Genomic DNA, 13,899 nt, shown 5'->3' on the forward strand with positions numbered 1-13,899 from the left:
CAAGCTGATGCCTACCTTTTTAAGGGTGTTTTGCATGACTTCAACGATGCTCTAATGAAGCAAATTTTGCAGAACTGCTATCAACAAATGCCTAAAGAAGCCATCCTTTTTATTGCCGAGCAGATCCTACCTGAGAATAATACTCCCCACCCTAATAAAACAATGGATATCGTAATGATGGTTTTATTAGGAGGAAGACAACGAAATTTGGCAGAGTGGCAACAATCAATAGAACCTACAGGCTTTGTTTATCAGGACAGTTATGAAACCAACACACTGTTTACTTTGATGGCGTTTAAACCTAAAAAATAGATTTTCATATGAGCAAGCTCGTTGGATAAACCACTATGAATTAAACAAATGCGATCTTAGTACATGATGTGGATCATATTTTTTCTTAAGGCTTAGCCAATCTGGATAAACTGCACCGAAATGATCTTTCCAATAATTTTTGGGTAAATCATCACCTAGGTATCCAGAAAGATAACGTTTCCCACCATGCTCCAAAAATAATGCATCCAGTGTTTTTATCGTTTGCAAACAACCAGGGAGTAGTTTGTCATTAACACCTGGCGTAAGGATCATGACAGCATAGACTTGTTCGCTATCAGGAAGCATAAAAAAACTGGTACTTTTTTGTTTGGCTACAGGAACAATCTGCAGCACAGTTGCATAATAAAGTGGTAATTGCACCAACAACTCTTCAATATGATGAATTAATAAGTGACCGGGAATAAAACATTCATACCATGGATGAAGAAGATCCCACTGTCCTGTCAATTTCATCGCTTCAAAGCGTGAATCATGACGATGCAAATAGGACGCTATCGTTTCATCCTGGATATGAAGAGTTTTCCAGGGTTTTAAATGTTGACCAAGATCATTTAGTGTAGGTGGTTCATCATCATATTCTTTGGCTATATGTAACGCAAATAACCACTGTGCAAAAGGCAACCGTTTTCCAGATATTAGTTTCGCTCCTTGAATTGAAGGGGAACAGAAAGTTTCCATGTAATCAGCCTCATTTTGCACTTCCTGAATATCGTTAAGCCACTGTTCTTTGTCGAGATAAACTAAAAAAAAGGTCCTCACATTTTTGGAGCAACGACGCAAGTTAATGCATGCTTTCGAGATCACGGCGAAACGCCCTTGTCCAGAAAGACAAGCCCTGTAAAGCTCAGACTTTGCGTCAATAATTTGCACATCTCCTTCTGCTGTTACTACCTCGAGAGCTTTGACATGCGACACGCCCCCCCCAAATTTAAAAGAAGAAGCACCTACCCCACCTGCAGACAAGACTCCTCCTACTGACAAATTACAGTTATAGGGAATAACATAAGGAATTAGTGATTGACTCAACGATGACTCAATTAGTGCAGCCCAACTGGCATTCGCGTCGACCCAAATGGTCCCATTCTCCTGCTCGTGGATTTGATTAAATTTTTCCAAATGCACAGTCAACCCACCTTCTATTGGAAGTGATTGACCACTTTGACTTAAACCTTTACCCCTAACTGTTATAGGAAGATAATTTTGATGCGCATAATTGAATAAGTATTGAAGTTCTTCTAATGATTGTGGGATACAAACTGCAGCAGGAAGTACATGAGCTATCTTGCCAAAATCCTGGGCATAAGAAACAAGCGTATGCTCATCCTTGAGCATCGCTTCGCCGATTTCCTTCTCACACTGCTTTATCTGAGACATATTCCAATGCATTTGCTGCATTTTCATTCCTTTCTTTAGCCAATTGCAGTCGTTTGTTGCATGCAAGAATTAATCCATCAAACATCTTGTTGAATGCATCATAGCATCTATCTATCATCTTAAGTGCTTCACGACGTACATTAACAGGAACTGGCCATTCAAATAATTTTCGTTCCATCTCTTCTTCAAAAAGCGCATGTGCTAGTTCTACTTCAAGATGGGAACTTGAGAAATATTTAAGGTTTTTATCAGCCCCTGCTTTTTTGACTTGTTTAACCACCTTTTCAAAGAATACATGACCTGATGATTCTAAGGTGAGCAATAAAGCGATATTCAATATTTCATCATCGGCTTTATAAATTTCAGACATAATGGCGTATGCAGCGTCCCGAGTCAGTTGAGATTCTTTGCTATATAGCCATGCTACGTCATCTTGATTACATGATTTATCACTGGAAACCTTACCAAGATACTTTTTATCATGTAAAAACCATTTTTCATGACCAGCATCTTCTAGACGATGGTGACGAGCAACTTTCTTTAAATAAGGATCAGTAACTCTTTCTTCATTTAAACGTAAGATGTCTTGAAATGTCATTGCCCAGAAAGTCAATTCAGGAACAAAATAGCTAATTTCTTCTAAACTATCTAATTGAGCCAATATTTCAAAAAAAGGATGATTCATAAATTCTTGTTGTTTGGAATCAATAAAAGATTGTATAGTTTTCATAGTATTTGCCTCCGAGGCATAAATTCATTACTCAGTTATGGTATTGCAGCGAGCGTGCCAAAATTTTTATCAATTTGGTCGCTTTATTTGCCAAAAAGGACCCTTTTTTTTCCTTTTCGCATGACAATACCTCGGGAAGCGACAAAAAACTGTCCCCGAAACCAGGGGTTATGACAAAATTTTGGCCAAATTAACTCTTTAAGTTGAATGAGTTTCGGCTTTAGAGGTGAAATTCGCCAAATTTTTGTCGTATTGCTCCATCAATCTATCGATATCACTCCAATTTATTTCTTTAATAGACCTCACTTTTTCACAAATTTTATTTAATAGCTCCTTTTGAAACTCCCCATATGCTTTTGCTTTTGCATAAGGGGTATTGGTAAACATTACTAATACGTGCTTTGAGACATAGCGATCTGGGTAATGATGCATTAACTCCTGCTCGATCTGTTTTTTTAAATTAAATTTCTCATCGCGTATATCAGTCTGGATTTCATGATAATTATCCATGGACATATCGGCCACCGCATCTGTATTAGACTTGCGAGCAGCAAAGAATAACGGCATCACTTGCTTCCAGTTATCTTGGTGCTCTTCCAATAGTTGATTTAAAATCCGACAATCCTCGAAGGCACTATTCATTCCTTGACCGAAAAAAGGTACGACCCCATGCGCTGCATCCCCGATAAGTAAGCATTGGTCTTCAAAATACCAGGGTGAACATTTAATTGTGCTTAGGTTACCTGTAGGATGGTTTAAAAACTCACCAATCAAATCAGGCATGGCCTGATAGGCATCGGTGAATTGTTTTTTAAAGAAAGTATTAATTGAAATTTCATTATTTAGCTCCATAAAACTATTTTTACCGTGATTGGGAAGAAATAAAGTTCCAGTAATTGAGTAATCGCGATTCGGATTACCAAGTAATAGAAAAGAATCCCTGGGCCACAAATGTAAATGTTCAGGTATGAAATCGGAAGAGTAACCTCTTGAAATAGATAGCTCTTTATAGCCATGCGGTAGAAAACTTCTTGAATATTCAATAATCTGCATCTTAGCCAATTCTTCACGCACATGAGACCCCGCCCCATCGGCGCCAATCAATATCTCATAATTCTTTGTTACATGTTCCTGGCCTTTATGTTCAAATTCCAATGATTTTTTATGTAAATCAAGACCGATCAACTTCATATCAAAATGTAAATGAATTCGTGATTGTCTTTCTGCAACATTAAGTAATAGAGCATTCAACTCGCTGCGATGAATAGCATTAATATATTCATCATGGTGGCGCCCGAAGGCTTGAAATTTAATTTCACCATTGGCTTCATGAATCGCTCTCGCACGCATAGGCACCATGATTTTCTCAACTTCAGACATCAGATTAACGCCTGCTAAACCGGTGATCCCGCGACAAGACAAAGCAAGATTAATCGAACGTCCACGATCTGGTTTTTCTACGCGAATATCTGGCCTTGACTCAAATAAATAAACCTCATACCCTCGCCTGGCCATATAGAGCGATAACAATGTCCCAGCTAAACCAGAGCCAATAATGGTTATGCTCTTCATCTTTTATCTCCATTGCCATCTCAGGTCAATGAAACCAGTCTTTGCTTAAGCCTCATCTATCCTGAGATCTACTATCCATAAATATATCCCTCACTTTCTAGGCAAAGTGATTTAGTCCCCTTACATCGACCTGATATATCAAATTAGTACATGATCAATTCTCTCCAAAGACTCATAATCCCATAGAAGCTTATTTCTGCCGTTACTAAGTAAAGGCCACATAAATCCTCAGCAATAATCATACCTAGCTGAAGAAATCTATAATTTCGGCTTTAATTATGGCCGGTAGAACTAGATGAGATTACACTTGATTATCTATGTCGAGGTCAGAAGAATCTACTTCTTGCTTTTGAGGAGGAAAAAAACTATTCGTTGATATTGATACTTTCGTTTTATCTAATTTTTTATGCTTAAGATAATGTTTCTCTTTCGGCAGGTCCCATTCTTCATAACACATAGGAACATTATGATTATATGAATTAAAAACGCCTGCATGATACCTGACACGCAAAACCATTACGTCTTGAGAGTAGATGATTTTACCCTTCACTCCATTTGCTTTAGCAAGTACATCCCTTTGTAATACAATTGGACCAGAAGAACCTTCAGAGGGTAATAAATAATTTATTGCCACCCATGGGTTCTCTTTCATATTTTCAAAATCTACTTCCCCTAAAAAATAAGAACGTTTCTCAACCCAAGGATCACAAATGATGGTGTCTTCATTCCAAGTTCTAGGATCACTGGGGTCTGTGTCAGGACTCCTACCAGCTACTACAAAAAAATGATCAACCAAAGGATTATTAAATAGCTCAAGATTTACATCACCCTTTGGCAATGACGTGAGCAATTTATAAAGAAAATAAAAAGTTACGCATCCTTTTTCACAGCAATTTCCTACTTTATAAATTTCAGCGAGCAAAGCTACTTTTTTAATCCACTCAAGAGAATATACAGGTTCCTCAACTGGCTCCGCTCTCATTTTATTGATATTTTTTATGATTTCCTGGCCAAAATGAGTTTGTAAATCACTTTCAGTCAGGCGATTACTAGACCCTTTAATCACGGACATTGTATGTTCAAAGGCTTCTTGTGCATGCTTAAAATTTTTTTTTGCTACAGGACTAACCAAAATTTCTTCAAATAATTTTTTCATACGACTTACTATACGTTAGAGACCTGGATTATTAGCATTTATTTTAATAATCTGGGTATTTTTGTAAGAAATCCTCTAAGGCATCGGGAGTATTCGGGGGTTTAAAATAATAGCCTTGCGCATAATCACAACCATTATTCACAATAAATTCTTTTTGAAACTCTGTTTCTACCCCTTCAGCCAAGACCTCTAAATTTAAACTATGACCAAGATTGATAATAGCTCTTGCAATAGCGGCATCATTCTCTTTATTCATTAATTCGCTAATGAAGGAGCGATCGATTTTTAATTTATCCACTGGGAATTGTTTAAGATAAGACAAACTCGAATAGCCTGTACCAAAATCATCAATTACCAGTTTCACTCCCATATCTTTTAACTGATACATTGTTTCTACAGCATGATCAATATCATCAACCAATAAACTCTCGGTTAATTCAAGTTCTAAATATTTGGCAGCTAAACCTGTTCTTGTCAAAACATCATCAATAACCTTTGGCAGTTGGCTTTGTCGGAATTGACGCCCTGAAATGTTGACAGCAATTGTTAAATCCTTGAAACCTTGCTGATGCCACCTTATGGTTTGCATGCATGCTTGCTCTAATACCCATTTTCCAATGTCAATGATTAAACCGTTTTCTTCTGCCATGCCAATAAAATCAGCTGGAGAAACCTGACCTAATAGATGACTATTCCAACGTAGTAAAGCTTCAAAACCAACAATTTGGTGTTGCTTTAAGTTGATAAGAGGTTGATAGACTAAATAGAGTTCATCTCTTTTCATCGCGTCATGCAACGCATTATCAAGTTGCATATGGTTAATAACACGTCTATTCATCTCTTGCTCGAAGACACGGTAACTATTACGCCCACTGTCTTTGGCATGATACATTGATAAATCGGCGTTTTTCATTAGCGATTCATAATCAAGACCATCTTTTGGGTAATAACTAATACCAATACTGCCCGTTATTTTTAAACTGTGCTGATCAATCTGAAATGGTTTTTCAATAAGATGCAAAATTTCCTGCGCCATTTGCTGTGCCTGCAGCTCCGTGCTGAGATCAGGCAATAAAATAACAAACTCATCCCCTCCTAGCCGCGCTACAGTGTCATAGTCATTTGTCGCAATCAACAATCGATTAGAGACTGCTTGCAATAATTTATCACCTATACTATGACCTAAGGTATCATTCGTCATTTTGAAACGATCTAAATCAAGGAAAAGAAAAGCAAGCAGAGATTTCTTCTTCTTAGTCTGTAAAATAGCTTGTTCAACCCTATCCATCAATAAAACGCGATTAGGTAATTCAGTCAATGAGTCATGTGTCGCTTGTCTAACTAACTGTTTCTCCATTTCACGACGTTGGGTAATGTCATTGATAATGCCAACGAAATGTCTAATTTTGCCAAAAGAATCACTTACTGGAGCCACACTTAACTCAGACCAATACATTTCTCCGTTACGACGATAACTCTCAAGCTCAACAGTTTCTTCTCGCTCTTCACGTATTGCCAAGTTGATCCTCTTTTGATTAACCTGATCGACTTTGCTTCCAATTATTTGGGAGATGTTTTGTCCAATAATATGCTTTTCACCATAACCTGTAATACGCTCGAATGCTCTGTTAACATAAATGATTGGCTGATCTGACCTGGTAATATCGATTATCGCGACTCCATGTGTGCTCGCTTCAATAGCTCGCTCACGAATCCGTAACTCATCATCTGCCATGAGCTTTTGAGTAATATCGCGAAAACTGTAGACTCGACCCACTATTTCTGAACCCACTCGCTGGGGTTGTGTATAACGTTCAAAAATACGGCCATCTTTAAAATGAAGTAAGGGCAACTCCCCTTGCCATTCAGGGTTTTCATAAAGATATTGGACATCAGCAATCACCGCAGCCGGATTGCTTAGTTGCTCTAAAATATATTCAAACCCAATACTTTCTGTGCCGGATTCGAGCATATATGAAGGAATACGCCACATCTCAACAAATTTTTGATTCCAGTCAACTACTTGCCCCTTACCATTAACCATCATAATACCATCTGCAGTTGACTCTAAAGTAGCACGTAGCAAGGAGAGTGATTTCTCTAGCTCAACGTTCTTCTCAAGTATTTCACTCGTTTCAATTTTTATATTGTTAGACAGGGGGGCTTTAATCGATCGCTGAAACTCAGGTTGATTGTGATACCATTTCTCAAGCAAAGAGGATAATTCCGGGGTAAAGGAAATTATTCCCAATTCTTCGCAGATATTGGTTAAGGAGGGCTCCTTCCCCTGCTGTTTGACAGTTTCAGCGGCAGAGGCAACTTTTTCATAACTAATTTCTTGCCTACGCATTAATCCCTCACTAGAATGACACACGCTTTATAGCGTCTTTTTATTGAAAACCTTTAGTCAAGTTACTTAATTAAGATCGTTTTATTAAATTATTATATACTGCTCCTGTATTTTTTGCCGGATAGCCATTTTTTTAGAAGGAATTCCCATGGACAAAACTCACTTCGACACGCGTGCAATTCACGCAGGACAAGAACCTGATCCCAGCACAGGTGCAGTAATGACCCCAATCTATGCCACCTCTACTTATCGTCAAAGTTCTCCTGGTGTACATCAAGGTTATGAGTATTCTCGAACCCATAATCCCACACGCAAAGCTTATGAGGATTGTGTTGCCAGTTTAGAATCAGGGCAACGCGGATTTGCTTTTGCCTCTGGTATGGCCGCCATCAATACAGTAGTTGACCTTCTAAGTGCAGGGGATCATGTCATAGCAACCGATGATCTTTATGGTGGAACTTTTAGATTATTTGATAAAGTGAAAACACGTACTTCACAATTATCTTTTTCCTTTGTAGATATGGCCAATATCAAAAGTATAGAGGCAGCTATTCGACCTGAAACAAAGATGATTTGGGTTGAAACACCATCCAACCCCATGCTAAAACTTGCAAATCTACGTGAAATTGCATCAATCGCGAAACGTCATAATCTGATTAGCGTTGCTGATAATACCTTCGCCACCCCATGGATCCAACGCCCTATCGAGTTAGGATTTGACCTTGTTCTACATTCAGCAACTAAATATTTGAATGGCCACTCTGATGTTGTAGGTGGTGTTGTTGCGGTTGGCGATAGCCCTGAACTGAGCGAAAAAATGGCTTTCTTACAAAATTCTTGCGGAGGAATAGCTGGTCCCTTTGATAGCTTTCTCATACTACGAAGTCTAAAAACCCTTTCCCTACGAATGCAACGTCATTGTGAGAATGCAAAAAATTTAGCGCAATGGCTAGAAAAACACCCTAAAGTCTCAAAAGTTATCTATCCTGGTTTGGCTAGTCACTCTCAACATACTCTAGCAAAAGAACAAATGCATGATTTTGGTGGTATGATTTCAATGGTCATTGAAGGTGATTTAAATGCCGCAACACGTTTCTTATCACGTTGTGAGCTATTTACGTTAGCAGAAAGTTTAGGAGGAGTCGAAAGTTTAATTGAGCATCCTGCTATTATGACTCATGCTTCTATACCCCTAGAAACTCGAAAAAATTTAGGGATTGAAGATGGATTTATCAGACTTTCAGTGGGTATCGAATACATCGATGATCTAATTGCAGATTTAGACTATGCACTTAAAGCATGTTAGATAGTAACTCACTAAGAAACCTGTAATGGAGAGAACATTGAATAATGTAAAAAAATCAGGAGGTCAGCTTCATGGCATTATCGCTATCAGCATATTGATTCTGACTACAACTTTGAGCTTTATACCAATTCTTTGCATTGGAATCTTAAAGTTTTTCCCCAATCGTCGCGGGAAGCTTTGGTGCACTAAAATGGTTGACAAGGTAGCCAGTTTTTGGAGTGCACTTAATAATTCTTATATCAGTCGCACCCAAAAAATAACCTGGCATGTCGAAGGCTTAGAAAATCTTAGCCGCAAAAATTGGTATTTGATTATTGCCAATCACCAAAGTTGGCTTGATATCGTGGTATTACAGCGACTTTTTAATCGTAAAATACCGGTGTTAAAATTTTTTATCAAAGATCAGCTAAAATGGGTCCCCCTGTTGGGATTTGCTTGGTGGGCTATGGGTTGCCCATTTATGAAACGTTACTCCCCAGAATATCTCACTAAAAAACCCCATAAAAAAGGTAAGGATTTACAGGCAACTCAAAAAGCAGTAGAGCTATTTAAACATACTCCAGCAGCAATAATGAATTTTGTAGAAGGAACGCGTTTTAGTTCTCAAAAGAATAGACATCAACAATCACCTTATCAATTTTTGCTAAAACCCAAGGCTGGAGGCATCAGTTTTGTAATTAGCACTATGGGCCAACAATTTACTAGCTTACTAGACGTCACTATTATTTATTCAAATACTAAACATTCGCTTTGGGACTTTTTGTGTCGCAGAATTGATGCAATCAAAGTTCACATCAGACAATTACCTATTCCTAAGCAGTTTATTAATTCATCACTCGTTGAAGACGATAAGGCTCAGGCTGAATTTAGAACTTGGCTTAATAATAGCTGGCAGGAAAAAGATAATTTGATTGCCAGTTTAAAGGGTTGATACAATAAGGCTGCATCAAGCAGCCTTCAATTTTAGCAATTTTTCTTAGTTCCAGAAGGTAAAGTTGCGCCACAATAACTTCTTGCACTGTCTAATTGCTGTTGTGAAATGTTTGAGCCATAAAGATTAGCATCGTCAAAAATAGCATCATTAGTCAGCGATCCCTCAAAATTAGCAAAGCTTAAATCGGCACCACTAAAATTTGTTTTAACAAGAGGAATATAAGACAGTTGCGCATAACTCAGATTCGCAGTACTCCAATTCGCTGACGATAAATTGCTACCAGCAAAGTTAGATGCAGAAAAAGTACCTATTCCCACTGAACCTGTTAAATTGGTTGCTGAAAAAACAGCGCTAGAGTGATTTCCAGATAAATGAGCACCACTTAGATCACAATTATAACATTGATTAGTAGCATTAAATTGCGCTAATTGATCAGGGTTATACGATGCCGCAAATGAAGATGAAACACTTATTAGTAATCCTACTGCCAAAAAACAATGACCCTTAACTTTCATGATATGTCCTTAATCTGAAATGGTTATTATTACTGACAGCCCCTCCAGCATTTAACAAATAAGACTGAAGAGCCGTAGCCATCATAACATTTCATGACAATATTCCAATATAACTGGGGTTCATAATTTATTTTTGAAACAAATTAGCCCTCATAGATATCTTTTTCCACATTAGAAACATTAACTAGACAAAGTGATCTTAAATTAATAATTTCTTAAGATTTATCCCCTAGAATGCACAATTTTTAAGAGAAATAGACATGGCTGGAAAACTTAAAGCAAATATAAGAATCTTTGATTTTGACTTAACAATTAGCAAAGGACACACTTTTAGCTCTTATTGCTTAGATAGAATTGCACGAGCAGATTTCTTAGAAGAAGACATCTACAAATTAGGAAAGAAACTTGCTGTACATAATATAAAAAATGGTGTTCCTTTTGAGCATGATGCTGACCATTTAAGTGCTATCGCTACTTATCATAACAATCCTGCTTTTATTGCTGGTTATATTTCTCATATGTTAGGCAAAGAATTGAAACTCGCTGAAACTTTAACTTCAGATGAACCTGCCACTGCAATTAATGTATACACCGTTGAAGGCATTGACAGACCCATTTTCATTTCTTATCTACCAGATATGGGAAATGCTTTTCAAGCGAAGATGGCGATGCTACAAGGCAAAAATAATCAAATTAATTTTTTAAAGAAAACTCTTATCGCGAGAGAGCAAATTACGGAAACGGCAATCATTGATTTCTATGATGATACGGATACAAACTACGTTGAAGCTCAAAATTTAGAAGGAGTAAATTGCCATTTTATTAGTAGAACTAATCCTAATTTCACAATAATAGCCTCACAAGCGGCCCGAGTATTAGAAAAAAATGAGATGATTATGGATAGCGACATCTCTGAGCTCTCTGGAGAACTCTCTACGGAAGTAGAAAAAGTGAATGAAGCTATCATCACTGGGACTACCACTATTACTAATGCTAACGCTATTTCTTCTAATTTAACTAGCTAAGTAATTGATTGCAGCTCAAAGCATTTAATGCTCATAATCATGAGAAGATTATGAGCTGCCCCATTGTAATAGAAGATCAAGCTTCTTTTGAATACAAAGCAATAGCATTACCTTCCGTATCAAGAATAATGGCTCTATGTCCATAAGGGCCAATTTGCTCCTTTTCTTTAAGCACCTTAACACCTTCTTTTTTTGCGGCATCAACCGCCTCATCCAGCCGCCCATCCACATTAAGGTAAACTAAAGGACCATTTTGAGAAGGTTTTCTATCTTCCATTACAGTCAAACAACCCGATACATTATCTTCTGAATGGGGTAGCAACCCAAATTCAAATCCATGTTCAGATATTTTTTGCACCATTGTATTTAAAAGCCTACTGTAAAAAGTGATAGCTCGATTTAAATCAGTAACAGGAATATCAATCCAACAAAAAGTATTTACTTGGCCCATACACTTCCCTTAACAATCATAAAAATAGCGACTATATCATGATTTATATCTGAATTTCATTGTTAGAGTCATTAGTGAATTGGAACTTAGACGCTGCTTAACCTATATTTCTATTGAATAAAATAATTAATAATGGAAAGGACATGAGATCTAAGCCAATACAAGGTTTTCTTCCCTGGATACTTTATTTTGTAATATCTGGCTCTCAGTACTTATCTGATGAGATAGCCGCTCTTTCTGGATTAGCTGCGGTAATCGTTTTTAATTTAAAAAATCTACGTAAAAAATTTCTTCTTGATTGGGCCACACTTGTTTATTTTGCCTTTCTTTCAGTAATGTATTGGCTACCCGTGGGAATTTGGTTGAATCAATATTCTTATATCTTATCCAATGTAGCCCTAGCAGCAATTATGTGGGTTTCAATTTTTGTTAAAAAACCTTTTACCATGCAGTACGCAAGGGAAGAAGTAGATGAATTTACCGAGAAAACACCTATTTTCAAACAAATTAACTATGCGATTTCTTCTGTGTGGGCATTAGCATTATCCTTAACGGCAGTAGATGGTTTTTTAGAATCAATTAATATCATTCCCTCAAGTTTTGTCACTGACTCAATATTAGTTTTATTGATAATTATTGCGATTTGGTTTACTGAATGGTTTCCTGATTGGTACCAGGGTTTCCTCTTTAGAAAATTTAGTAAGAAAAAAGAAGACACGACCAAAAATCCTTATCTGCAAGGAAATTTCGCCCCTGTTAAAGATGAATTATTTGTTGACACCCTCCCTATCGAAGGTGAGTTGCCGCAAGATCTATTAGGTATTTACATGCGCAACGGGCCAAACCCTGCTTTTGAACCTATTTCCTACACATACCCTCTTGATGGTGATGGAATGCTACATGCGATTTACATTCATGACGGTAAAGCCAACTACCGTAACCGCTTTGTCGATACTAAAGGCCTTATTGCAGAAAAAAAAGCAGGCCGAGCCTTATATGGTGGTATTGCCCGCCCTATTCCTACTGACCCTAAACTTATTGGTAAAGAAGGTGATCCAGGCCCTGTAAAAGACGGCGCCTTTATTCATATCATTCGTCATGCACAGCAGTATCTGGCTTTGTATGAATCTGGTCCTGCCTACGAAGTTTCCGCAGAATTAAAGACTATTGGCGAATGGTGTCCTCAAGGTGGTAAACGACCATTTAATGTCAATGCCCACACTCGGCTGGATCCCACAACAGGAGAGCTTTATGCCTTCACCTATAATATTCAACCTCCTTATTTACAGTATTATGTTCTCAATAAAGAAGGGAAACTTAGCAAAAATATTCCCATTGATAAATCAACCTCATCCATGATGCATGATTTTATTCTGACAAAAAACTATCTGGTATTTTTTGACTGCCCTGCCATTTTTGATCTCAGTAAATTAGAAACTGGAGGTAATTTACTGAGTTGGGAACCTAAATTAGGGGTAAAAATAATTCTAGTTAACCGTCAAACCAATCAAATTTCCAGCATCGAAACAGAACCCTTTTTTGTATATCACTTTGCGAATGGATTTGAGCATGATGAGCTTCTCATTATTGATTATATCCGACATGAGAAACTGGCCTTACAGAAAGATACTACATCATCCTCTGTACCACCACTGCTATACCGTTCGATAATTGACCTAAACACCAAAACAGTTAAACATCAACAACTGGATGATCATCCCGTTGAATTTCCACGTATTAATGATGAGAAAACATCTAACCCCAACCGCTATATTTACATCCCCACCAGAACAACAGGTGAGCAATTTAATGCCCTATTAAAATATGACTTAAAAAAACAAACCACTCTCTTGCATGATTTTGGTAAGAATGCCGAAATTGGGGAAGCGGTTTTTATACCAAATTCTTCAACAACCAATGAAGATGACGGCCATGTGGCTCTATTTGTCTATGATAAGGTTAAAAATAACAGTGATTTTGTGCTCCTTAATGCCCAAGCATTCAATGAAAAACCCTTTGCTCGAGTGAAATTGCCCCGCAGAGTTCCTCATGGACTACATGGCTCGTGGATACCAGGACAATGGTAGCATATCCCCAATTCCCTGAATCAAACACATTAATTTAGACACATTTTTAAACCCAAATCGGCTATT

At 37.5% G+C, this 13,899-nt stretch carries 12 protein-coding genes; 5 read left to right on the plus strand and 7 right to left on the minus strand.

Annotation, left to right across the window (positions count from 1 at the left end):
- A partial coding sequence (locus tag Lbru_RS16625; RefSeq protein ID WP_274519608.1) for a methyltransferase occupies positions 1 to 312 on the plus strand: 312 nt, incomplete at its 5' end.
- Between the two features lie 33 nt (positions 313 to 345).
- On the opposite strand, the gene Lbru_RS11885 is transcribed toward Lbru_RS16625, so the two are convergent.
- The 5 genes from Lbru_RS11885 to Lbru_RS11905 all read right to left on the minus strand — a co-directional run bounded on the left by Lbru_RS11885 (position 346) and on the right by Lbru_RS11905 (position 7,515).
- Positions 346 to 1,728: an FAD-binding protein gene (locus Lbru_RS11885; protein ID WP_131793619.1), complete on the minus strand. Its 1,383-nt coding sequence runs from the start codon at positions 1,726 to 1,728 to the stop codon at positions 346 to 348.
- On the minus strand, positions 1,685 to 2,437 hold the full coding sequence (locus tag Lbru_RS11890) for a hypothetical protein (protein ID WP_058442354.1): 753 nt from the start codon (positions 2,435 to 2,437) through the stop codon (positions 1,685 to 1,687). Before Lbru_RS11890 ends, Lbru_RS11885 begins: the two co-directional genes overlap by 44 nt.
- A gap of 198 nt (positions 2,438 to 2,635) precedes the next feature.
- A complete protein-coding gene (locus Lbru_RS11895; protein WP_058442355.1) occupies positions 2,636 to 4,009 on the minus strand; it encodes an FAD-dependent oxidoreductase in 1,374 nt (457 codons plus the stop codon).
- Between the two features lie 301 nt (positions 4,010 to 4,310).
- Positions 4,311 to 5,165, minus strand: coding sequence for a hypothetical protein (locus tag Lbru_RS11900; RefSeq protein WP_058442356.1), 855 nt, complete (start codon positions 5,163 to 5,165; stop codon positions 4,311 to 4,313).
- A gap of 43 nt (positions 5,166 to 5,208) precedes the next feature.
- A complete protein-coding gene (locus Lbru_RS11905; RefSeq protein WP_058442357.1) occupies positions 5,209 to 7,515 on the minus strand; it encodes a bifunctional diguanylate cyclase/phosphodiesterase in 2,307 nt (768 codons plus the stop codon).
- 148 nt (positions 7,516 to 7,663) lie between these two features.
- Here Lbru_RS11905 and Lbru_RS11910 point away from each other — a divergent pair, with 148 nt between their 5' ends.
- Together Lbru_RS11910 and Lbru_RS11915 are read left to right on the plus strand one after the other, a co-directional pair.
- Positions 7,664 to 8,821 carry a trans-sulfuration enzyme family protein gene (locus tag Lbru_RS11910; protein ID WP_058442358.1) on the plus strand — a complete coding sequence of 386 codons (1,158 nt, stop codon included), beginning with the start codon at positions 7,664 to 7,666 and terminating at the stop codon, positions 8,819 to 8,821.
- Between the two features lie 37 nt (positions 8,822 to 8,858).
- The gene (locus Lbru_RS11915) at positions 8,859 to 9,752 is read left to right on the plus strand and encodes an acyltransferase (protein ID WP_131793620.1); all 894 of its coding nucleotides are present in this window, start codon (positions 8,859 to 8,861) and stop codon (positions 9,750 to 9,752) included.
- A gap of 32 nt (positions 9,753 to 9,784) precedes the next feature.
- On the opposite strand, the gene Lbru_RS11920 is transcribed toward Lbru_RS11915, so the two are convergent.
- The gene (locus Lbru_RS11920) at positions 9,785 to 10,270 is read right to left on the minus strand and encodes a pentapeptide repeat-containing protein (protein ID WP_058442360.1); all 486 of its coding nucleotides are present in this window, start codon (positions 10,268 to 10,270) and stop codon (positions 9,785 to 9,787) included.
- 260 nt (positions 10,271 to 10,530) lie between these two features.
- Between Lbru_RS11920 and Lbru_RS11925 the strand changes: the two genes are divergently transcribed.
- Positions 10,531 to 11,295, plus strand: coding sequence for a hypothetical protein (locus Lbru_RS11925; protein ID WP_058442361.1), 765 nt, complete (start codon positions 10,531 to 10,533; stop codon positions 11,293 to 11,295).
- A 76-nt stretch (positions 11,296 to 11,371) separates the two neighbouring features.
- Here the strand turns inward: Lbru_RS11925 and Lbru_RS11930 are convergent, their stop codons facing one another.
- Complete coding sequence (locus tag Lbru_RS11930) at positions 11,372 to 11,746, minus strand: VOC family protein (protein WP_058442362.1); 375 nt, start codon at positions 11,744 to 11,746, stop codon at positions 11,372 to 11,374.
- A gap of 143 nt (positions 11,747 to 11,889) precedes the next feature.
- Here Lbru_RS11930 and Lbru_RS11935 point away from each other — a divergent pair, with 143 nt between their 5' ends.
- Positions 11,890 to 13,833, plus strand: coding sequence for a carotenoid oxygenase family protein (locus Lbru_RS11935; RefSeq protein WP_058442363.1), 1,944 nt, complete (start codon positions 11,890 to 11,892; stop codon positions 13,831 to 13,833).
- Positions 13,834 to 13,899: the final 66 nt, after the last annotated feature.

This window comes from Legionella brunensis, from assembly GCF_001467025.1.
GTDB classification, from domain to species: Bacteria; Pseudomonadota; Gammaproteobacteria; order Legionellales; family Legionellaceae; genus Tatlockia; species Tatlockia brunensis.